At 63.7% G+C, this 20,870-nt stretch carries 17 protein-coding genes and 2 pseudogenes; 14 read left to right on the forward strand and 5 right to left on the reverse strand.

Going from position 1 to position 20,870, the window contains the following annotated elements; all coding sequences use genetic code 11:
- Positions 1 to 38: 38 nt before the first annotated feature.
- Positions 39 to 356, reverse strand: coding sequence for a cupredoxin domain-containing protein (locus ACQKQA_RS09330; protein WP_427555866.1), 318 nt, complete (start codon positions 354 to 356; stop codon positions 39 to 41).
- A gap of 11 nt (positions 357 to 367) precedes the next feature.
- Entirely contained in the window at positions 368 to 1,339 is a 972-nt protein-coding gene (locus ACQKQA_RS09335) for a metallophosphoesterase family protein (RefSeq protein ID WP_427555868.1), read from the reverse strand.
- Positions 1,340 to 1,490: 151 nt separating this feature from the next.
- Between ACQKQA_RS09335 and ACQKQA_RS09340 the strand changes: the two genes are divergently transcribed.
- Both ACQKQA_RS09340 and ACQKQA_RS09345 read left to right on the forward strand, forming a co-directional pair.
- The gene (locus ACQKQA_RS09340) at positions 1,491 to 2,000 is read left to right on the forward strand and encodes a sigma-70 family RNA polymerase sigma factor (RefSeq protein ID WP_427555871.1); all 510 of its coding nucleotides are present in this window, start codon (positions 1,491 to 1,493) and stop codon (positions 1,998 to 2,000) included.
- The gene (locus tag ACQKQA_RS09345; RefSeq protein ID WP_427555874.1) at positions 1,997 to 2,767 is read left to right on the forward strand and encodes an anti-sigma factor family protein; all 771 of its coding nucleotides are present in this window, start codon (positions 1,997 to 1,999) and stop codon (positions 2,765 to 2,767) included. The genes ACQKQA_RS09340 and ACQKQA_RS09345 overlap by 4 nt, the downstream gene beginning before the upstream one ends.
- A gap of 106 nt (positions 2,768 to 2,873) precedes the next feature.
- Here ACQKQA_RS09345 and ACQKQA_RS09350 read toward each other — a convergent pair whose 3' ends face one another.
- The 3 genes from ACQKQA_RS09350 to phhA all read right to left on the reverse strand — a co-directional run bounded on the left by ACQKQA_RS09350 (position 2,874) and on the right by phhA (position 5,287).
- The gene (locus tag ACQKQA_RS09350; protein WP_427555876.1) at positions 2,874 to 4,070 is read right to left on the reverse strand and encodes an amino acid aminotransferase; all 1,197 of its coding nucleotides are present in this window, start codon (positions 4,068 to 4,070) and stop codon (positions 2,874 to 2,876) included.
- On the reverse strand, positions 4,070 to 4,426 hold the full coding sequence (locus tag ACQKQA_RS09355; protein WP_007930096.1) for a 4a-hydroxytetrahydrobiopterin dehydratase: 357 nt from the start codon (positions 4,424 to 4,426) through the stop codon (positions 4,070 to 4,072). Before ACQKQA_RS09355 ends, ACQKQA_RS09350 begins: the two co-directional genes overlap by 1 nt.
- Before the next feature lie 69 nt (positions 4,427 to 4,495).
- Positions 4,496 to 5,287 (reverse strand): phenylalanine 4-monooxygenase, encoded by a 792-nt coding sequence (gene phhA / locus ACQKQA_RS09360; protein ID WP_427555880.1) that lies wholly within the window; start codon positions 5,285 to 5,287, stop codon positions 4,496 to 4,498.
- A 306-nt stretch (positions 5,288 to 5,593) separates the two neighbouring features.
- Between phhA and ACQKQA_RS09365 the strand changes: the two genes are divergently transcribed.
- The 12 genes and pseudogenes from ACQKQA_RS09365 to ACQKQA_RS09420 all read left to right on the forward strand — a co-directional run.
- On the forward strand, positions 5,594 to 7,159 hold the full coding sequence (locus ACQKQA_RS09365; RefSeq protein ID WP_427555883.1) for a sigma-54-dependent transcriptional regulator: 1,566 nt from the start codon (positions 5,594 to 5,596) through the stop codon (positions 7,157 to 7,159).
- Between the two features lie 322 nt (positions 7,160 to 7,481).
- A complete protein-coding gene (locus ACQKQA_RS09370) occupies positions 7,482 to 8,219 on the forward strand; it encodes a flagellar basal body rod protein FlgF (protein ID WP_427555886.1) in 738 nt (245 codons plus the stop codon).
- Positions 8,220 to 8,264: 45 nt separating this feature from the next.
- Positions 8,265 to 9,050 (forward strand): flagellar basal-body rod protein FlgG, encoded by a 786-nt coding sequence (flgG, locus tag ACQKQA_RS09375; protein ID WP_427555889.1) that lies wholly within the window; start codon positions 8,265 to 8,267, stop codon positions 9,048 to 9,050.
- A gap of 52 nt (positions 9,051 to 9,102) precedes the next feature.
- Complete coding sequence (gene flgH, locus ACQKQA_RS09380; protein WP_427555892.1) at positions 9,103 to 9,798, forward strand: flagellar basal body L-ring protein FlgH; 696 nt, start codon at positions 9,103 to 9,105, stop codon at positions 9,796 to 9,798.
- Positions 9,799 to 9,825: 27 nt separating this feature from the next.
- Positions 9,826 to 10,914 carry a flagellar basal body P-ring protein FlgI gene (locus tag ACQKQA_RS09385; protein ID WP_427555921.1) on the forward strand — a complete coding sequence of 363 codons (1,089 nt, stop codon included), beginning with the start codon at positions 9,826 to 9,828 and terminating at the stop codon, positions 10,912 to 10,914.
- 10 nt (positions 10,915 to 10,924) lie between these two features.
- Positions 10,925 to 12,205 (forward strand): flagellar assembly peptidoglycan hydrolase FlgJ, encoded by a 1,281-nt coding sequence (flgJ, locus tag ACQKQA_RS09390; RefSeq protein ID WP_427555895.1) that lies wholly within the window; start codon positions 10,925 to 10,927, stop codon positions 12,203 to 12,205.
- A 10-nt stretch (positions 12,206 to 12,215) separates the two neighbouring features.
- Positions 12,216 to 14,267, forward strand: coding sequence for a flagellar hook-associated protein FlgK (flgK, locus tag ACQKQA_RS09395; RefSeq protein ID WP_427555898.1), 2,052 nt, complete (start codon positions 12,216 to 12,218; stop codon positions 14,265 to 14,267).
- 13 nt (positions 14,268 to 14,280) lie between these two features.
- A complete protein-coding gene (locus tag ACQKQA_RS09400; protein ID WP_427555901.1) occupies positions 14,281 to 15,852 on the forward strand; it encodes a flagellar hook-associated protein 3 in 1,572 nt (523 codons plus the stop codon).
- A gap of 118 nt (positions 15,853 to 15,970) precedes the next feature.
- A complete protein-coding gene (locus tag ACQKQA_RS09405) occupies positions 15,971 to 19,543 on the forward strand; it encodes a glycosyltransferase (RefSeq protein ID WP_427555904.1) in 3,573 nt (1,190 codons plus the stop codon).
- 305 nt (positions 19,544 to 19,848) lie between these two features.
- Positions 19,849 to 20,622: a glucose-1-phosphate cytidylyltransferase gene (gene rfbF, locus ACQKQA_RS09410; RefSeq protein WP_427555907.1), complete on the forward strand. Its 774-nt coding sequence runs from the start codon at positions 19,849 to 19,851 to the stop codon at positions 20,620 to 20,622.
- Positions 20,604 to 20,783 (forward strand): annotated as a pseudogene (locus ACQKQA_RS09415) (CDP-glucose 4,6-dehydratase); the annotation flags it as partial. The gene rfbF and the pseudogene ACQKQA_RS09415, both read left to right, overlap by 19 nt.
- Before the next feature lie 2 nt (positions 20,784 to 20,785).
- Positions 20,786 to 20,870: pseudogene (locus ACQKQA_RS09420) on the forward strand (hypothetical protein); the annotation flags it as partial.

The following is a 20,870-nucleotide window of genomic DNA, read 5'->3' on the forward strand; positions in this document are numbered from 1 at the left end:
TGGCCTCCCGAGGCCAGGCCCGGCGTGGTGGTGCGTCGCTAAGGGGTGGACGGGTTGACGATGATCTTGCCGATCATCTGTGGGTGCAGGACACAAAAATATTCGTAGGTGCCCGGGGTCTCGAACACATAGGAAAAGCTGTCGTTGGTGTCCAGTGCCGCGGAATGGAACAGCTTGTGGGTTTCGGCCACCGTGTGGGGGATCTGATCGTCATTGACCCAGGTGACGCGGGTGCCGGCCGTTACCTGTACATCCTTCGGGCTGTACATGAACTCGCGGATATCGATCTTCACGTCAGCGGCCCAGGCCGGTGTCGTCAGGCAGCCCAGAAGCAGTAATTGCAGGAGAGTCTTCATCGCCCGGGCCTTCAGATCAGGGTGGAATCGAGCAGGGCCAGCGGGTGGTCGCCCTGGCTGGCGCGGACTTCGGTGATGCCCAGGTAGTTGCGCAACTGGTCGGCGGCCACGGTCATCGGGCCAGGTGCGGGCGCGGCTCCCGGCGCCGGTTGTGGATAGGCGGTACCGCGGGCGGTGTGAAAGGTCATGTTGCCCTCGACCTTCTGGATCACCTGGTGGATATGGCCATTGAGGATGGTCACCGAGCCAAAGCGGCGCAACAGGGCGATGGCCTGGTCGCCATCCTCGGTGCCCCAGCCCCAGGGCTGGTAGATGGTCCACAGGGGGATATGGGTGAAGACCACGACCGGCGTGCTGTCGCTCACTGCCCGCAGATCGTCCGCCAGCCAGGCCAGTTGCTCGGCCCCCAGGGTGGCCTCGTGGCCGGCCTGGAAGTTGAAGACATTCACCAGGGCGACGAAGTGCACGCCCTGCTGGTCGAAGCTGTACCAGCCGTTGCCCTTGGTGCCTTTGCCGTAGCGTTGCAGATACAGCTGGCCGGCGCCTTCATCGAGGGTGTCGTGCTCGCCGGGCACGTAGTGCACGGTCGATGGCAGCCCCTTGAGCAACTGCGCAGCGGTGTCGAATTCCTCGGGCTTGGACAGGTGGGTGATGTCTCCGGTGTGCAGGATCAGCGAGGGTGGCTTGGGCAGGGCAAGCACCTTGTCGATGGCCACTTGCAGGGTCTTGGTCGGTTCGGGGTTGGCCTCTTTGTTGAAGCCGATGTGCGAGTCGCTGATCTGCACGAAGTGCAAACTGCTGTTCAGCGCGGCGCGGTCGGTTGGCTGGCCTGCCTGGTCCAGGGCGAAGGCCCGTGGAATGCCCCCGCTCAAGGCCCAGAGGACTCCGGCGCCGGCCCAGGCCGAGCATTTGAGCAAGGTTCGACGGTCGGGGTTCTGGGGCTCATCGGTGCTGCGGGTGTGGGGTGTGACATGAGTATCCATGGGGGCGCCCTCGGTAGCGGTCTACAGTGATGGGTCTCACCTCTTGTAAAACCGTGCGGTGCAGCGCTTTATTCCGGAAAAAAACAGTTTTTGTTCCGGGAATAAAACAGCGGCTTTCACCGTTATAGGGTGCAACGGAAACGGAGCCACCATGACGCGATTCGAGGAACTGTTCCTGCCGCATCTGAATGCGGCCTATAACCTCGCGCGCTGGCTTACCGACAACGACAGCGCTGCTCAGGACGTGGTGCAGGAAAGCGCCTATCGGGCGGTGAAGTTCCTCCATCGGTTCGACGGTGGCAATGCCAAGGCCTGGTTCCTGACCATTGTCCGCCACGAAAGCTACAACTGGCTCAAGGCCTCGGCCCGCCAGGGCGCGGTGGCTTTCGACGAGGCCTGTCCGGAGGGCGATCCGCTGCTGGCCGATCTGCGAACGCCGGAATGGCAGCTCATCCAGGGGCAGGAGGCCGAACAGTTGCAGCAGGCGCTGCTGGCGTTGGCTCCGGCCTTTCGTGAAGTGATAGTGCTCAAGGAGTTGGAAGACATGTCCTACAAGGATATTGCGAAGATCGTCGATATCCCCCTGGGGACGGTGATGTCGCGTCTGGCCAGGGCCCGGGGGCTGCTCAGGCTGCAACTGCAGAAGTCTTGCCCATCATGAACGACATCGGCTGCAAGTCTTGTCGCGAATGGCTGCACGGCTATCTCGACAATGAGCTGGAGGTGAGTGCGGCCACCGCGGTGGCGGAGCATCTGCGCCACTGTGCCGAATGCGCCCGGGAGTACGCCGAGGCGCGAAGCCTGATCGCCAAGGTCAAGGCTCACACGCCCTATCACGTGGCGCCGCAGGCCCTGGCTCGGCGCCTGCCGGTCGGGGGCCAAGCGCCCGCGTCACCGCGCGCCGGCCTGCTCCAGCGGCTGCTGGGAGGAGGCGGGATGCGTTGGCTGGCCCCTGGCTTTTCCAGCCTGGCGCTGGCCCTTTCCCTGGTGCTCTACCTGGCGGCGCCTTCCAGCGAGCGGCCGTGGCTGGAGGAGGCGGTGTCCAGCCATGTGCGCTCGCTCATGGTCGATCACCTGAATGATGTAGCGTCGTCGGACCGGCATACGGTCAAGCCCTGGTTCACTGGCAAGCTGGACTTTGCCCCGCCGGTTTTCGACTTCAGCGAACAGGGGTATCCGCTGTTGGGCGGGCGCCTGGACTACCTGCAACAGCAGAGCGCGGCGGCCCTGACTTACGGCCGTGCGCGGCACCTGATCAACCTGTTCATCCTGCCCACGACGGACTCCGATGCGGCGCTGCAGCGTCTGTCGTTGCGGGGCTACAACCTGGTTGCCTGGCGGCACAACCACCTGCGTTTCATCCTGGTTTCCGACCTGGAACAGGGTGAGCTGGAGGCACTGGGGCGGTTGATCCAGAAAGGACCTTGAAGGGGGAGGGGCGGGGGAAGGGAGAGCTGACCGATGGGCTTCGATGAAGGCATGCCCGGTATCGACACAAGGGTACCGATACCGGGTATGTCGGTGGGGGCCGGCTTCAGTCCTTGCAGACGGCGGCGATGGCTTCGGCCAGCAGGTCCAGGCGCGTGGCGTCGATGCCGGCGACGTTGGCCCGGCCGGAACTGACCATGTACACGCTGTGCTGGTCGCGCAGTTTGCCCACCTGTTCCGGCGTCAGGCCGGTGTAGGAGAACATCCCGCGTTGCACGCCGATATGGGCGAAACGTTCGGCCAGGCCGAAGGGTTGCAGCGCTTCCACCAGGCCCGAGCGCAACTGGGCGATGCGCAGGCGCATGGCTTCCACTTCGTCGGCCCAGAGGCTTTTCAACTCCGGGTCGCCGAGGATGGTGGCGACCACCGCGGCGCCGTGATCCGGCGGGGTGGACCACAGGTTGCGGGCGATGTGGGCCAGCTGGCTGCGCACGTCCAGCAGCTTGTCGGCGTCCTGGGTGCAGACGATCAGCGCGCCGGTGCGGTCGCGGTACAGGCCGAAGTTCTTCGAGCAGGAACTGGTGATCAGCAGCTCGGGCAGTTCCGCCGCGAACAGCCGGACCGCCCAGGCATCCTGTTCCAGGCCGTCGCCGAAGCCCTGGTAGGCGAAGTCGATCAGCGGCAGCAGGTGACGGCTGCGCACCACGTCCAGCACCCGGTGCCAGTCGTCGTGGCTCAGGTCGAAACCGGTGGGGTTGTGGCAGCAGGCATGCAGCAGCACCACGTCGCCCTTGGGTACCAGGTTCAGGGTCGCCAGCATGGCCTCGACGTCGAGGCGGTTATCGCTGCCGACGTAAGGGTAATGGCTGACCTTGATGCCGGCGGTGGCAAAGATGGTCTCGTGGATCGGCCAGGTCGGATTGCTCAACCACACGCCACGGCCCGGCAGGCAGTGGGCGATGAAGTCGGCGCCGAGGCGCAGCGCACCGGTGCCGCCCGGGGTCTGGGTGGCGCCGGCGCGGTGCTGGGCGATCAGTTTCGAATCGGCGCCCAGCACCAGCTCGTTGATCACCTTGCCGAACGCCGGCTCGCCGTGACCGCCGATGTAGGTCTTGGTGGCCTGCCGGTCGACCAGCCGCTGCTCGGCCAGCTTGACTGCCTGGGGAATCGGCGTCAGGCCCTGGGAATCCTTGTAGACACCGACGCCGAGGTCGAACTTGCGTGGGTTGCTGTCCGACGCATAGGCCTCCATCAGGCCAAGAATCGGGTCGCCGGGTACTCGGCCTATGGCGTCGAAATGCATTACTTGCGTCCTTCTGCGGTCTTGGCCACTTCGTCGGTGCGAGCGGCCATGATGAAGTCGTTGCGGTGCAGGCCCTTGATGGAGTGGCTCCACCAGGTCACGGTGACCTTGCCCCATTCGGTGAGAAGGCCTGGATGATGACCTTCCGCTTCGGAAATTTCACCCATTGCGTTGGTAAAGGCCAGGGCGAATTTGAAGTTTTTGAACAGGAAGACTTTTTCCAGTTGCATGACGCCATCGCGGACTTCGATGTTCCAGTCGGGGATCTGCTTGATCAGTACCGGCAGTTCTTCGTCGCTGACCTGTGGGGCGTCGGCGCGGCAGGCTTCGCAATGGGCTTGGTTCAGAGCGGTCATGGTGGGTTCCTGAGGTGGATTCTTGTTGGAAATTACGGGTTTTATGCACGCTAAGCGAGGGTGACGCGCTCAGGCCGCCTTGGGTTTGGGCGGAAACTTGGGCGCGTGCAGGCCCAACTGCATGCCCTGGTGCACCAGGGCCATGATGTCTTCATGGGCCAGGTCGAACAGGCGCTTGAGGTTGGGCAGGACGAAATAGACCGGTTGCAGGATGTCGATGCGGTACGGGGTGCGCATCGCTTCCAGTGGGTCGAAGGCCTGGTGTTCGGGGACGTCCGACAGGCTGTAGACGGTTTCCTTCGGAGAGGAGAGGATGCCGCCGCCGTAGATGCGCTGGCCCTGCGGGGTGTCCAGCAGGCCGAACTCGATGGTCATCCAGTACAGGCGCGCCAGGTACACCCGTTCTTCCTTGGTGGCCTGCAGGCCGAGCTTGCCGTAGGTGTGGGTGAATTCGGCGAACCAGGGGTTGGTCAGCAGCGGGCAGTGGCCAAAGATCTCGTGGAAGATGTCCGGTTCTTGCAGGTAGTCCAGTTCTTCGCGGGTGCGGATAAAGGTCGCGACCGGAAACTGCTTGCTGGCGAGCAATTCGAAAAAGGTCTGGAAGGGGATCAGCGCCGGCACCCGGGCCACCTGCCAGCCGGTGGTCTCGCCCAGCACCTTGTTGATTTCGCCCAGCTGCGGGATGCGGTCGTGGGGCAGGCCGAGTTTCTCGATGCCGTCCAGGTATTCCTGGCACGCGCGGTCTTCGACCACTTTCATCTGACGGGTGATCAGGGTATTCCACACCGCGTGTTCTTCATCGGTGTAGTGGATAAAACCTTGCGCATCGGGCTCGCGGGCCACGTACTGCGTCTGCTTCATGCTGCTCTCCTGTCAGGGGCTGCGTTCTTGTTATCAGTTGACACTAGAGATAACCCAGGGTGCCGGCCTGTACAGCAGCTTGACGTGAACGTAATGGGTGAATCGGGGGTGAATTCGTAAAGTATTCGTTACGAAAACAATGAGAGCCCGCTAATACTGAGCATAGTCGATTTGAAAAGACCGGCGCCTGTCACATAATCTTGACGATTATCTGCGTCACACTGCAGAAAGTTCACGCCAGAGGGTGGCAAAAGCGCCGCTTTCTGGCGTTCACGCCCTCCATCATTTGTCTCGGGCCTCCCTTATATGCGTATCAAAGTCCACTGCCAGAACCGCATCGGCATCCTGCGCGACATTCTCAACCTGCTGGTGGAGTACGGCATCAACGTCGCCCGGGGCGAGGTGGGCGGCGAGCACGGCAACGCCATCTACCTGCATTGTCCGAACCTGATCAACCTGCAGTTCCAGGCACTGCGGCCGAAGTTCGAATCCATCGCCGGGGTGTTCGGCGTCAAACGGGTCGGGCTGATGCCCAGCGAGCGGCGGCACATGGAGCTCAATGCCCTGCTCGGGGCGCTGGAGTTTCCGGTGCTGTCCATCGACATGGGCGGTTCCATCGTCGCTGCCAACCGCGCCGCGGCGCAGCTGCTGGGGGTGCGGGTGGACGAGGTGCCGGGGATCCCGCTGTCGCGTTATGCCGAGGACTTCGACCTGCCGGAGCTGGTGCGGGCCAACAAGTCGCGGATCAACGGCCTGCGGGTCAAGGTCAAGGGCGACGTGTTTCTGGCGGACATCGCGCCGCTGCAATCGGAGCACGACGACAGCGAGGCCATGGCCGGCGCGGTGCTGACCCTGCACCGCGCGGACCGGGTCGGCGAGCGCATCTATAACGTGCGCAAGCAAGAGCTGCGCGGCTTCGACAGCATCTTCCAGAGCTCGAAAGTCATGGCCGCGGTGGTGCGCGAAGCCCGGCGCATGGCGCCGCTGGATGCGCCGTTGCTGATCGAGGGCGAGACCGGCACCGGCAAGGAGTTGCTGGCGCGGGCCTGCCACCTGGCCAGCCCGCGCGGGCAGTCGCCGCTGATGGCGCTCAACTGCGCGGGCCTGCCGGAGTCCATGGCCGAGACCGAACTGTTCGGCTACGGCCCGGGGGCTTTCGAAGGGGCGCGGGCCGAAGGCAAGCTCGGGTTACTGGAGCTGACGGCCGGCGGCACGCTGTTCCTCGATGGGGTAGGGGAGATGAGCCCGCGCTTGCAGGTCAAGCTCCTGCGCTTTCTGCAGGACGGCTGCTTCCGCCGGGTCGGCAGCGACGAGGAGGTGTACCTGGACGTGCGGGTGATCTGCGCGACCCAGGTCGACCTGTCCGAGCTGTGCGCCCGCGGCGAGTTCCGCCAGGACCTGTACCACCGGCTCAATGTCCTGTCGCTGCATATTCCGCCGCTGCGCGAATGCCTGGACGGCCTGACGCCTCTGGTGGAGCACTTCCTCGACCAGGCCAGCCGGCAGATCGGCTGTGTGCTGCCGAAACTGGCGCCGGCGGCCATGGAGCGCCTCAGTCATTACCATTGGCCGGGCAACGTACGGCAGTTGGAGAACGTGCTGTTCCAGGCGGTGTCCCTGTGCGACGGCGGTACGGTCAAGGCCGAGCATATCCGCCTGCCGGACTACGGCGTGCGCCAGCCCCTTGGCGACTTCTCCCTGGAAGGCGGCCTCGACGAAATCGTCGGGCGCTTTGAAAAGGCCGTGCTCGAGCGCCTGTATTCCGAACACCCCAGCAGCCGTCAGCTGGGCAAGCGCCTGGGCGTATCCCATACCACCATCGCCAACAAGCTGCGCGAATACGAAGTCGGCAAAAACGCCGACGAAAGCTGAACTGTAGCCGCTGCCGAGCAACGCGAAGCTGCGATCGAGTCCGCAGGACTCGCAAGGCTGGCGGCGCATTGCCTTGGCCAGATCGCAGTCTGTGGCAGCGGCTACGGAAGCCGCCCCATGCCAAAGAGGTCGAGCCTTGCCGTAAGCGGCATATCGGCGCCGGTTTTTCGTCTTTGACACAATCGTCGGATTCCCTTCGATCACCCTCAAGTTCCCGTATTTCCTGCTTCCGACCTGCCAAAAAACAAGTTGGTGCGCTTATTGCTTATGGCTGAGCAATACCGCGGTGGGCGGCAAACGTCCGACATGCAGAGGAAAGATTGTGGACAAGTACCTTTATGTGGCCATGACCGGTGCCAGCCAGAATGCGCTGGCGCAGAAGGCGCATGCCAACAACCTGGCGAACATCTCCACCAACGGTTTTCAGCGCGACCTGGAACAGGCGCGTTCGATGCCGGTGTTTGGCGACAGCTTTCCGGCGCGGGCCTTTGCCATGTCCGAGCGTCCGGCTACCGATTTCACCCCGGGCTCCCTGGTGGAAACCGGTCGCGACCTCGATGTGGCGGTCAGCGGCAAGGGCTGGATCGCGGTGCAGACCCCGGATGGCGGTGAAAGCTATGTGCGCACCGGCAGCCTGAATATCGACGCCCTGGGCGTGCTGCGCGCCGGCAACGGCATGCCGGTGATCGGCAACGGCGGCCCGATCGCCATACCGCCGGAGCAGCAGGTGGAAGTCGGCCAAGACGGCACCATCAGCATCCGCGCCATGGGCGAAGGCCCGCGGGTGATGGCCGAGGTGGACCGCATCAAGCTGGTCAACCCCGACCTGAAGAACATGACCAAGGGGCTGGACGGTTCGATCCATACCAAGGACGGCCAGCCGGCACCGGCCGACGCCAATGTGCAACTGGTCTCGGGGTTCCTCGAGTCGAGCAACGTCAATGCCGTCGAGGAAATGACCTCGGTGCTGGCGCTCTCCAAGCAGTTCGAACTGCACATCAAGATGATGAATAGCGCCAAAGAAGACGACCAGGCCATGGCTCGGGTCTTGCAGATCTAATTACCAGTACGTCGCGCCGTAAAACAGGCGCACGAGGAGAATCGAATGCTTCCGGCTCTGTGGGTTGCCAAAACAGGTCTGTCCGCCCAGGACACCAACCTGACCACCATTTCCAACAACCTGGCGAACGTGTCGACCACGGGTTTCAAACGTGACCGCGCCGAGTTCCAGGACCTGCTGTACCAGATCAAGCGTCAGCCTGGCGCCCAGTCGACCCAGGACAGCGAGCTACCGTCGGGCCTGCAACTGGGTACCGGTGTGCGCATCGTCGGCACCCAGAAGAATTTCACCGCCGGCAGCCTGCAGACCACCGAGCAGCCGCTGGACATGGCCATCAACGGCCGCGGTTTCTTCCAGGTCCTGCAGCCGGATGGCACCACCTCCTATACCCGTGACGGTACCTTCCACCTGGACTCCAACGGCCAGATCGTGACCGCCAACGGCTTCGCCCTGGAACCGGCGATCGTGGTCCCGAACGATGCCAAGACCTTCACTGTGGGTCAGGACGGCACCGTATCGATCACCACCGTCGGCAACCCGGCCTCGCAAGTGATCGGCAACCTGCAGACCGCCGACTTCATCAACCCGGCCGGCTTGCAGGCGACGGGCAACAACCTGTTCCTGGAAACCGCGGCCAGCGGCGCGCCACAGGTCGGCACTCCGGGCCTCAACGGTTTCGGCACCACCCTGCAGAACACCCTGGAAACCTCCAACGTCAGCACCGTTGAGGAGATGGTCAACATGATCACCACCCAGCGCGCCTACGAGATGAACTCCAAGGTGATCTCCACCGCCGACCAGATGCTCTCGTTCGTCACGCAGAATCTGTAATCCAGTCCTAGGGGCGGCCCTGGGGCCGCCTGCAACACCATGAGGTAGGGTCATGAATCGCTTTGTATCCGTTCTCGCACTGAGTGGGGTCGTCGTTCTCGCGGGCTGCGTCGCCCCGACGCCGAGGCCCAATGACCCGTATTACGCTCCGGTGTTGCCGCGCACGCCGTTGCCGGCCGCCGCCAACAACGGCTCGATCTATCAGGCCGGCTTCGAGCAGAACCTGTACACCGACCGCAAGGCGTTCCGGGTGGGCGACATCATCACCATCACCCTCAACGAGCGGACCCAGGCGAGCAAGAACGCCAACTCCCAGGTGGCCAAGAACAGCAAGGCCGGCCTTGGCCTGACGTCGCTGTTCGGCAGCACGCCGAATACCAATAACCCGTTCGGCGATGGTGACCTGAGTCTGAACGTCGGTTATGAAGGCGATCGCGCGACCAAGGGCGATAGCAAGTCCGGCCAGAGCAACAGCCTGACCGGTTCGATCACCGTGACGGTGGCCGATGTGCTGCCCAACGGCATCATCGCCGTGCGCGGCGAGAAGTGGCTGACCCTCAACACCGGCGACGAGCTGGTACGGATTGCCGGTCTGGTGCGCGCCGACGATATCGCCACCGACAACACGGTGTCCTCGACCCGCGTTGCCGACGCACGCATCACCTACTCGGGTACCGGCGCCTTTGCCGATGCGAGCCAGCCGGGCTGGTTCGACCGTTTCTTCCTCAGCCCGCTGTTCCCTTTCTAGGTGGCTACGTTGAATTTCAAACGCCTCATGCTGGCCGCGCTGTTGCTGTCGGCGGCCTGCAACGCTCAAGCCGAACGGCTGAAGGACATCGCCAGTATTTCCGGCGTGCGCTCCAACCAGTTGATCGGCTACGGCCTGGTGGTCGGGCTTAACGGCACCGGCGACCAGACGACCCAGACTCCGTTCACCCTGCAGACCTTCAACAACATGCTGTCGCAGTTCGGTATCAAGGTGCCGCCAGGTTCCGGCAACGTGCAGTTGAAGAACGTCGCGGCGGTGTCGATCAGCGCCGATCTGCCGGCGTTCGCCAAACCGGGGCAGCAGGTCGACGTCACCGTGTCCTCTATCGGTAACTCCAAGAGTCTGCGCGGCGGCACCTTGCTGCTGACGCCGCTCAAGGGTATCGACGGCAACGTCTATGCCGTCGCTCAGGGCAACCTGGTGGTGGGCGGTTTCGATGCCGAGGGCCGTGACGGTTCGAAGATCACCGTCAACGTTCCGTCGGCCGGTCGCATTCCGGGCGGTGCCTCGGTGGAGCGGGCGGTACCGAGCGGTTTCAACCAGGGCAACAGCCTGACCCTGAACCTCAACCGTTCCGACTTCACCACCGCCAAGCGCATCGTCGACAAGATCAACGACATGCTCGGCCCGGGCGTGGCCCAGGCCATCGACGGCGGTTCGATCCGGGTCACCGCGCCGCTCGATCCGAGCCAGCGCGTCGACTACCTGTCGATCCTCGAGAACCTGGAAATCGATCCGGGACAGGCGGTGGCCAAGGTCATCATCAACTCTCGTACCGGCACCATCGTCATCGGTCAGAACGTCAAGGTTTCGCCGGCCGCCGTGACCCACGGCAGCCTCACCGTGACCATCACCGAAGACCCGATCGTCAGCCAGCCGGGCCCGTTGTCCAATGGCCAGACCGCGGTCGTGCCACGCTCGCGGGTCAACGCCGAGCAGGAAGCCAAGCCGATGTTCAAGTTTGGCCCGGGCACCACCCTCGACGAGATCGTTCGTGCGGTGAACCAGGTCGGCGCGGCACCGGGGGACCTGATGGCGATCCTCGAAGCCTTGAAGCAGGCCGGCGCGCTGCAAGCCGACCTGATCGTGATTTGAGGTAGGGGCCATGGATATTCGCAAGAGCGGTCTGATCAGCGGTGGGGATTCGGGTTCCTACTCGGACCTCAACCGGCTTAACCAGCTCAAGGTCGGCGACAAGAACAGCGACGCCAACATGCGCAAGGTGGCGCAGGAGTTCGAGTCGCTGTTTCTCAACGAGATGCTCAAGTCCATGCGTTCGGCCACCGAGGCGCTGGGCAAGGACAACCCGCTCAATACGCCGGCGGCCAAGCAGTACCAGGAAATGTACGACCAGCAGTTGGCGGTCTCCATGTCCCGCGAGGGCGGAGGCATCGGCCTGGCCGATGTGCTGATGCGCCAGATGTCGAAGAACAAGCCGACTGTCGCGGCAGCGGCCTCGGCCTTGCCCGGAGCGCAGCCTGAGAAAGTCGCGCAACCTGAGAAGGTCGCGACGCCGACCGACATCGCGGCCGGCACCGTCGCCCTGGGCGGTCCACTGTCGCGGGTCAATGGCCAGCGTCCGTTATGGACGTCCCGGGTGGTGGAGCCGGAACGTCCGGCCGGTGGTCACCACAACGATATGGCGCTGCTCAACCAGCGGCGTCTCTCCCTGCCGAGCAAGCTGACCGATCGCTTGCTGGCGGGCATCGTACCCTCGGCCGACAGTGCGGCCACCACCAACCGCAGCGCCTTGCCGGAGCGCACTACGGCGGCGACCGATGCGTTGGTCAAAAACAGTTCGCGCAGCTTTGCCGCGGTGCCCCACGGGCGCATGCAGATCTACGGTCGCGCCGTGGCGCAGCCACCGTTGGCGCCGGCGAAGAAAGCCTTCAGCTCGGCGGACGAATTCGTCGCCACCATGCTGCCGATGGCGCAGCAGGCCGCCGACCGCATCGGTGTCGATCCGCGTTATCTGGTGGCGCAGGCTGCGCTGGAAACCGGCTGGGGCAAATCGGTCATGCGTGCCCAGGACGGCAGCAGCAGTCACAACCTGTTCGGCATCAAGGCCAGCAGCAACTGGAAGGGCGATTCGGCCCGGGCGATCACCAGCGAATTCAGAAATGGCCAGATGGTCAAGGAGACGGCCGAGTTCCGCTCCTATGCCTCGTATCAGGACAGCTTCCACGACCTGGTGACCCTGTTGCAGAGCAACAATCGCTATCAAGAAGTGCTGAAGTCGGCCGATAACCCAGAACAGTTTGTACGCGAGTTGCAAAAGGCCGGGTATGCAACCGACCCGGACTACGCAAGCAAGATTTCGCAGATTGCCAAGCAGATGAAGAGCTACGAGAACTACGCTGCGGCGGGCGCTTCCACGAATTTATAAGGTCTGAATCATGAGTTTGCTCAATATCGGGATGTCGGGGCTGTCTGCCAGCCAATCGTCGTTGATGACCACGGGTAACAACATCGCCAACGCCGATACCGCCGGTTATTCGCGCCAGCAGACCGTTCAGGGCACCAAGGCTTCGAACCAGTACGGCAATGTCTTCATCGGCAGCGGTACCACCCTGGCCGACGTGCGCCGGGTGTACAACAGCTACCTGGACGCGCAACTGCAGACCACCACTTCGCTGAACAGCGATGCCGCCGCTTACCTGGGGCAGATCACCCCGCTGGACAAGATGCTGTCGGACAACGGCACTGGCATCACCGGCGCGCTGACCAAGTTTTTCGCCTCGATGCAGAACGTCAACGCCAAGCCGACCGACGACGCCTCGCGGCAGCTGCTGCTCAGTGATGCGCAAGCGCTGAGCAACCGCTTCAATTCCGTTTCCAGCCAGTTGAACGAGCAGAACGCCAGTATCAACGGCAACCTGAGCAGCATGGCTGACCAGGTCAACAAGCTGGCGGCCACCATCGCCCAGTTGAACCAGAAGATTTCCGAAGTCTCCAGCGGCGGCGGCATGCCCAACGACCTGCTCGACGCGCGCAACGAAACCCTGCGCCAGCTGTCGACCTTCGTCAAAGTGGACGTCTCCGAGCGCGGCCCGAACATCGACCTGTACCTGGGCAGCGGCCAGCCGCTGGTCGTGGGCAACACCTCCAGCAGCCTGGAAGTGGTCGCCGGCAAGACCGACCCGACCCGTTCCTCGCTGCAACTCAATCGCGGCGCGAGCACTATCGATGTGACCTCGGTGATCACCGGTGGCGAGATCGGCGGCCTGCTGCGTTATCGCAACGAGGTGCTGGACCCGGCGATGAACGAACTGGGGCGCGTGGCCCTGGTGATCGCCGACCAGGTCAACAGCCAGCTCGGACAAGGCATCGACAAGAACGGTGAGTTCGGCGCGTCGCTGTTCAATAACATCAACAGTGCGGCCCTGATCAGTCAGCGCAGCATTGCCAACGGCAACAACAGCGCCGGCTCGGGCAACCTCAATGTGACCATCAAGGACACCGGCAAGCTGACCATCAACGACTACCAGGTAACCTTCAGCAGCGCCACCGACTACACCGTCAAGCGCTCCGACGGCACCAGCCTGGGGGCGTTCAGCACCACCACCACGCCGCCACCGGTGATCGACGGTTTCACCCTGAGCCTCAATGGCGGGGCGATGAGCGCCGGCGACAGCTTCAAGATCACCCCGACCCGCAACGCGGCCACCAGCATCAAGACCGAGCTGACCGACGCCAAGCGCCTGGCCATTGCCGCGCCGCTGAACGCCGAAGTGCTGCCAGGTGCCACCGGTTCGCTGAGCATTCCGGGCCTGCCGACCGTCAAGCCGGCCCTGGATATCTACAACTCGGCCGCCAACGCCGAGATGCAGACCGCGATCAAGAACTCGGTGCCGGTCAAGCTGGTCTTCGACGCTCCCGCGAGCGGTAGCCAGGGGTACAAGTACTACGATGCCAAGGGCACGTTGATGGGCACAGGTTCCATCGTTCCGGGGCAGAACAACACCCTGAACCTGCAGATCAAGATGGTCGATGCCAGCGGCAACCCGATCACCGACGGCGCGACTCCGCCGGTGCAGAAAACCTTCACCGTGGAGATGACCGTCGCCGGTTCGCCGAAGGACGGCGAAGGGCTGAACGTCAAGTTCAACGGCGCCGGCTCCATCGACAACCGCAACGGCAACGCGCTGGCGGCCCTGCAGAACAAACAGACCGTGGATACCGGTTCGGCCAGCAAGGGCATCACCCTGGTCGACGCCTACGGCAAGCTGGTGGAGGGCGTGGGCGCCAAGGCCAGCCAAGGCAAGCTCGACGGTGCCGCCACCGAGACGATCCTGGCCAATGCCAAGGGCGCGCGGGATTCGTTATCCAAGGTCAACCTGGACGAAGAAACCGGCAACCTGGTCAAGTACCAGCAGTACTACACCGCCTCCTCGCAGATCATCAAGGCTGCGCAGGAAACCTTCTCCACCCTGATCAACAGCCTCTAAGGAGTCGTAGTCCATGCGTATTTCTACCGCCCAGTTTTACGAATCCTCGGCAGCCAACTATCAGAAGAATTTCGCCAACGCGGTCAAGAGCAGCGAAGAGGCCAGCCTCCTGACTCGCGTCAACACCGCGGCCGATGATCCGGTGGGCGCTTCGCGTCTGCTGCAACTGGGCCAGCAGGCCTCGATGCTGAGCCAGTACTCGTCCAACACCACGTCGATCAAGGCGACCCTGGGCCAGGCCGAATCGGTCCTGACCAGCATCACCAGCGTTCTGGCCCGTGCCCAGGAACTGGCGACCGGGGCCGGCAACGCCGGCTACACCGACGCGGACCGCAAGGCCAACGCCGCTGAGCTGGGGCAGATCGAAGAGCAGCTGTTGAGCCTGATGAACACCCAGGACGAGAACGGCAAATACATCTTCGCCGGTTCCAAGGGCGATACCGTGCCGTTCACCCGCAATTCCGACGGCACCTACAGCTACAACGGCGACCAGACCTCGCTGAACCTGCCGGTGGGCGACACCATGTCCATGGCTACCAACACCACGGGCTGGGCGGCGTTCCAGCAGGCCATCAACACCAGCCGCAGTCAGGTCAGCATGACCGCGCCGGCGGTCGACGACGGTCGGGTCACGCTGTCCAACGGCCAGGTGTCTTCGGATCCGAAGTACAACAGCTCCTTCCGCAGCGGCGAGCCGTACACCGTCAGTTTCCTCAGCGGCACCCAGCTCAAGATCACTGACAGCGCCGGCAACGACGTGACCTCCGAGGCCAGCCAGAATGGCTCCTTCAGCTCCAGCAAGGGGGCTGAGGCCCAGACTGTCAGTTTCCGTGGCGTCGACCTGCGCCTGAACATCAATCTGAAGCCCGGCGATACCAACCCTGACACGGTGATCGCCGGCCACAGCTTTACCCTGGCGGCCAAGCCCGACTCGTTCAACGTCTCGCGCAGCCCGGGCAACCCGTCGACCGCGGTGGTGACCGGCGCCAGCGTCAGCAACAGCGGCGCCTACAACGCCAGCTTCCCGAGCGGCGGCGCGGTCATCAAGTTCACCAGCGCCACCGACTACGAGCTGTACGCCTCGCCGTTGACCGCCAACAGCAAGCCGGTTTCCACCGGCACCATGGCCGGCTCCACGGCGACCGCCTCGGGTGTGGATTTCACCTTCAGCGGTACGCCGGCGGCGGGCGACCAGTACACGGTTGCGGTGAACAATCACCAGACCCAGAACGTCCTCGACACCATCAGCCAACTGCGTGGTGTGCTGAATACACCGACCAATGGCGATCCGATCGCGATCCAGAAACTCAACGCCGGGTTGCAGTCGGGGATGGCCAACCTGGCCAGCGGCGCCAACCAGGTGGCGAGCGCCGTCAGCGACATCGGCGGCCGGGGTTCGGCGCTGGATATCCAGAACGAAACCAACATGAGCCTGAGCACGGCCAACACCCAGACCCAGTCGGCGATCCGCGATTCCGACCCGGCCGAGGTGATGACCCGCCTGACCCTGCAACAGACCATGCTGCAGGCCTCGCAACTGGCCTTCAGCAAGATTTCTCAGCTGGGCCTGTTCAACAAGGTCTGAGTCTGAGTCGGTCGCTCCCTCGGGAGCGACCGCACCATCGAGCCCCAGCCGTCTTCATTAAGCGGTTCCGGGGCCCGTGCCTGTCCAGGCCGGGTCCGCCGCTCGAGAGTTTTGCGCCGTGAATCAACGCCCTCTAGTCAGCATCGTCATCCCCGCCTTCAATCCGCGCTTCTTCAGTCAGGCGTTCGAGAGTGCGCTCGCCCAGACCTGGGAGCGGATCGAAATCGTCATCTGCGACGACTCGGCCGGCGACGAGATCCGCCAGGCGGTCGACGCCATCGCCGAGCCACCCCATCCGGTGCGTTACCTGCGCAACCCGCAACGCCTGGGCTTGCAGAAGAACCTGCTGCGCGGTGTCGAAGAGGCTCGCGGCGAGCTGATCAAGATTCTTTGCGACGATGACCGACTGTTCGCCCCGAGCATTGCCCAGCAGGCGCAGGTGCTGGTGGATCACCCCGAGATCAACCTGGTTTTTGCCCTGCGGGTGATGAGCGACGCCGGCAACTTCATTCTCCCGCCACGGGTCGAGAACGCCCGGCTGTCGCCCAATGACGCGATGATCAAGGGCGACGACATGCTGGCGATTCTCGAGAGCACGCCGCGCAACTTCCTCGGCAATTTCAGTTCGACCCTGATGCGCCGCGCCGATGTGCTGGAGCTGTTGCCCGCCTTGACCCAGGAGGGCGTGGGTTTCGTCGCGTTGCTGGACCTGGCGCTGTTCGTGTGCCTGATGCGGCGTGGCAACCTGGCGCTGCTCAATACGGTGTTGAGCGCCGAGCGCCTGTATCCGGAGCGCTTGAGCAAGCAGCCGGAAATCCAGCGGGCGGCGAAGATCGAATGGGACTGGCTGGCGCAGATGCTCGCCGCGCGCAGCGGCGAATCGGCGCCGGCCGCAGGCTGGGTGCGTACTGTCGACCTGGCGAAAATGGTCGAGCCTTCCTGGCAGTGGGGGGAGCTGTGTGTGACCCGGGTCCTGGGTAACCGCCATACAGTGGTGGACGGCCGGGTCGGCGGCGAGAGCGAAAGCTACGCCGACTTCTACCGGGAATGGCTGGCGATCCGGCAGTTCAGCGAGACCGAGAAGCACCACCTGCCGCAGCGGATCGGCAATTGGCCGGCGCAGCCGCAGATCGTGCCGATCGTTGTCGATGCCGAGTCCGATGCGGTCGCGCTGGAGTCGACCCTGCGCAGCCTGGAAGGGCAGTTGTATGCGCCCCAGGCGATCCTGGTGCTGTCCAATGGCCAAGACGCCGAGCGCGAGCGCGTGCTGCAACTACCGCTGGAGCAGTCATGGGGCCGGCAGCTCAATGGGCTGGTGCCGCAACTGGAAGGCTGCCACTGGTTTTACCTGCTGCGGGCCGGCGACACCCTGAAGGAGTCGGCGCTGCTGATCCTCGCCGAACGCATCGCCGTCACCCCTGGCGCGCTGTGCGCCTACAGCGACGAAGGGGCATTGGTCGAGGGCGAGTCGAGCGATCCGGTGTTCAAGCCCGACTTCAACCTCGACCTGATGCGCGGTTACCCCTATGTCGGCCGGACGCTGGCGTTCGAGCGCCAGCGCTTCCTGGCCCTGGGTGGTTTCGATCCGGCATTCGGCGAACTGGCGCCCCAGGACCTGCTGTGGCGCCTGGTGGAAGAGGCGGGGCCGCAGGCCATCGAGCACATTGCCGAAATCCAGGTCGAGAGCCCGTTCAATTTTGCCGACTGGCTGTCGCTGCCCGAGGTGATCGAAGGCAATGCCCGGCTGACCAGTGCGCACCTGGAACGGATCGGTGTCGAGCATCGGATCCGTCACGACGACCTGCCGCTGCTCAATCGCATCGATTACCGGTACCCGCAGCGGCCGCTGGTCTCGATCATCATCCGTGCCGGCGATTCCCTGGTGGCCTTGCAGCGTTGCACCGAGAGCCTGATCGAAAAGACCGCCTACCACCATTACGAAATCCTGATCGTCGACAGTGGCAGCCGCGATCCGGCCATGGCTGCCTGGCTGGACGCCATGGCGCAGCTCGGCGCCGGCATGTTGCGGGTGGTGCCGTTCGACGGCCCCGACACTGACGCGGCGATTCGCAATCATGGGGCGCGGCAGGCCCACGGCGAGTACCTGCTGTTGCTCAGTGCCAATGCCTTGATCTGCTCTGGCGACTGGCTGGACGAGTTGCTCAATCACGCCCAGCGTCCGGAAGTGGGGGTGGTGGGTGCGCGCCTGCTCGGCCTCGACGGTTCGATCGTGCATGCCGGGCTGATCCTTGGCCTGGCTGGCGCTGCCGGTTCGCCGTTTTCCGGTGAGGCCGCCAGTGCTCGCGGTTATATGCAGCGCTTGCAGGTGGTGCAGAGCTGGAGCGCGGTCAGCGGCGATTGCCTGATGGTGCGCAAGGAAGTCTTCGACAGCGTTGGCCAGTTGGACGAGGCCGACTATTCCCTTGGTCTCAGTGACGTCGACCTGTGCCTGCGGATCAACCGCGACGGTTACCTGGTGGTCTGGACGCCTTATGCCAGCCTGGTGCTGACGCCCGCCGAGCAAACGCCGCAAGAACCCGGAACCCTGGAGCGACAGGAGCGGGAACACGACACCTTCTATCGCCGCTGGATGCCCCTGGTTGCCCGTGATCCCGCCTATAACCCGGCCCTGAGCCTGGGTTATTCCAGCTTCAGCCTGGAGGTGGGGCTGCGCGATAACTGGAATCCGTTCTCGACCCGCGCCTTGCCGCTGGTGCTGGGGTTGCCGGTCACCAGAACGGCCGTGGGCCATTACCGGGTGACCGCGCCTCTCGCGGCGCTGGAAGCAGAAGGGCGGCTGCTCGGCCGATTCGCCTACGAGTCTCCGTCGAGCGTGGAGATCGAGCGCCTGTCCCCTGATTCGATCATTCTGCAGTGTCGCTACAGCGGCGGTGCGGTGAGCGATATCCAGCGCATGAAAAAGTACTCCAATGCCCTGCGAGTATTCGAGCTGGACGACTACGTGATCAACGCGCCGAAGAAAAACACCCACGCACGCAACACGCCGGTCAATACCGAGGAAATGCTGCGCCAGAGCATCGCCCTGTGCGATCGGGTGGTGGTCACCACGCAACCGCTGGCCGACGCCTTGTCGAGCATGCACAGCGATATCCGGATCGTGCCGAACATGTTGCCGGTCGATCCCTGGGGCAGCCTGACCAGTCGCCGCGGCACCTCGAGCAAACCGCGGGTGGGCTGGGGCGGCGGCACCAGCCACACCGGCGACCTGGAAATCATCGTCGATGTGGTGCGTGAACTGGCCCATGAAGTGGAGTGGGTGTTCTTTGGCATGTGTCCGGACGAACTGCGGCCTTATGTCCATGAGTTCCACTCCGTCATCAGCCTGCAGGCCTATCCGTTCAAGCTGGCCAGCCTCAACCTCGATCTGGCCCTGGCACCGCTGGAGTTCCACATCTTCAACGACTGCAAGAGCAACCTGCGCCTGCTGGAGTACGGGGCTTGCGGTTACCCGGTGATCTGCACCGACACCGAGGCTTATCGCGGCTACCTGCCGTGTACCAAGGTCGTGAGCAACAGCACCCGGGAATGGATCGACGCGATCCGCATGCACCTGGCCGACCCCGATGCCAGCTACCGCATGGGCGATGCGCTGCGCGAGGAAGTCCTGCGCGACTACATGCTGCGGGGCAACAACCTGAACCAGTGGCTGCAGGGCTGGTTGCCGGACTGACCTCGGCATCCGGAGCAAAAAAGCCAGGCTTGCGATGCCTGGCTTTTTTTATGGCGTTTATCCGCCGTTTTTTCCCGATTCAAGAGCCCTGTCGTCGTGTCGCCTGCGCTTTGTCTGGCGCGCCGAAGCCTTGGTCCAGGCGGGCAGGAGCTGGCGCGTTTCCTGCAAGTCCCCCGGAATATCGCCATAAAACGAGCGCTGCCACCGACAGGGGCGGCCCCGCCAAGGCACAAGTTTTATCCAGAAGGCCCGCAAAAAGCTCGGTACAGCTTGGCAGAGCCCTGTGACGAACAAGAGGGGAGACGATGAAGGCAGTTATTTTGGCGGGTGGCCTGGGCACGCGCATCAGCGAGGAGTCCCATCTCAAGCCCAAGCCGATGATCGAGATCGGCGGCAAGCCAATTCTCTGGCACATCATGAAGCAGTACTCCGCCCACGGCATTCACGATTTCGTGATCTGCCTGGGCTACAAGGGGTATGCGATCAAGGACTTCTTCGCCAACTACTTCCTGCATACCTCCGACGTCACCTTCGACATGCGGGAAAACCGCATGGACGTGCACCAGAACTACAGCGAGCCCTGGCGCGTGACCCTGATCGACACCGGTGAGGAAACCATGACCGGCGGGCGTCTGCGCCGGGCCGGCCGTTATCTGCAGAACGAAGAGGCCTTCTGCTTTACCTATGGCGACGGTGTATCCGACCTGAATATCGGCGCGCTGGTGGACTTCCACCGGGCCCACGGCAAGCAGGCGACGGTCACGGCCGTGCAGCCGCCTGGCCGCTACGGCGCCCTGGAGCGCGATGGCGACAGCGTCCTGGGTTTCACCGAAAAGCCCCGCGGCGACGGCGGCTGGATCAATGGCGGTTTCTTCGTGCTGTCGCCCAAGGTGCTGCCGCTGCTGACCGCCGATGACACGGTCTGGGAAGCCGAGCCGTTGTCGACCCTGGCCCGGCAGGGGCAGTTGAATGCCTTTCAGCACGACGGTTTCTGGCATCCGATGGACACCCTGCGGGACAAGAACCACCTGGAGCAGCTCTGGCAAAGCGGGGAGGCCCCATGGAAGCAATGGGACTGAGTCCGGAGTTCTGGCGCGGCAAGCGGGTCCTGGTCACCGGGCATACCGGTTTCAAGGGCAGTTGGCTGACCCTGTGGCTGCAGAGCCTCGGCGCGCAAGTCAGTGGTTTTGCCCTCGATCCGTCGACCGAGCCGAGCCTGTTCGAGCTGGCGCGGGTTCACGCGACCGCACCTGCGACTACATCGTCGACACCATCAACGCCCTCAAGGAACTGGACCGCCGTTCCAGCCGCTTCGAACTGGAACAGG

It is taken from the genome of Pseudomonas sp. NPDC089530, from assembly GCF_050280705.1.
Taxonomy (GTDB): Bacteria; Pseudomonadota; Gammaproteobacteria; order Pseudomonadales; family Pseudomonadaceae; genus Aquipseudomonas.

Bases quoted from the DNA above. Each gene is read 5' to 3' on its own strand.
- ACQKQA_RS09330 (WP_427555866.1), bottom strand. From the start codon at position 356: ATGAAGACTCTCCTGCAATTACTGCTTCTGGGCTGCCTGACGACACCG.
- flgH (WP_427555892.1), top strand. From the start codon at position 9,103: ATGAATCGCTTTGTATCCGTTCTCGCACTGAGTGGGGTCGTCGTTCTC.
- rfbF (WP_427555907.1), top strand. From the start codon at position 19,849: ATGAAGGCAGTTATTTTGGCGGGTGGCCTGGGCACGCGCATCAGCGAG.
- ACQKQA_RS09340 (WP_427555871.1), top strand. From the start codon at position 1,491: ATGACGCGATTCGAGGAACTGTTCCTGCCGCATCTGAATGCGGCCTAT.
- ACQKQA_RS09345 (WP_427555874.1), top strand. From the start codon at position 1,997: ATGAACGACATCGGCTGCAAGTCTTGTCGCGAATGGCTGCACGGCTAT.
- ACQKQA_RS09335 (WP_427555868.1), bottom strand. From the start codon at position 1,339: ATGGATACTCATGTCACACCCCACACCCGCAGCACCGATGAGCCCCAG.
- ACQKQA_RS09350 (WP_427555876.1), bottom strand. From the start codon at position 4,070: ATGCATTTCGACGCCATAGGCCGAGTACCCGGCGACCCGATTCTTGGC.
- phhA (WP_427555880.1), bottom strand. From the start codon at position 5,287: ATGAAGCAGACGCAGTACGTGGCCCGCGAGCCCGATGCGCAAGGTTTT.
- flgJ (WP_427555895.1), top strand. From the start codon at position 10,925: ATGGATATTCGCAAGAGCGGTCTGATCAGCGGTGGGGATTCGGGTTCC.
- flgG (WP_427555889.1), top strand. From the start codon at position 8,265: ATGCTTCCGGCTCTGTGGGTTGCCAAAACAGGTCTGTCCGCCCAGGAC.
- ACQKQA_RS09365 (WP_427555883.1), top strand. From the start codon at position 5,594: ATGCGTATCAAAGTCCACTGCCAGAACCGCATCGGCATCCTGCGCGAC.
- ACQKQA_RS09385 (WP_427555921.1), top strand. From the start codon at position 9,826: ATGCTGGCCGCGCTGTTGCTGTCGGCGGCCTGCAACGCTCAAGCCGAA.
- ACQKQA_RS09355 (WP_007930096.1), bottom strand. From the start codon at position 4,426: ATGACCGCTCTGAACCAAGCCCATTGCGAAGCCTGCCGCGCCGACGCC.
- ACQKQA_RS09400 (WP_427555901.1), top strand. From the start codon at position 14,281: ATGCGTATTTCTACCGCCCAGTTTTACGAATCCTCGGCAGCCAACTAT.
- flgK (WP_427555898.1), top strand. From the start codon at position 12,216: ATGAGTTTGCTCAATATCGGGATGTCGGGGCTGTCTGCCAGCCAATCG.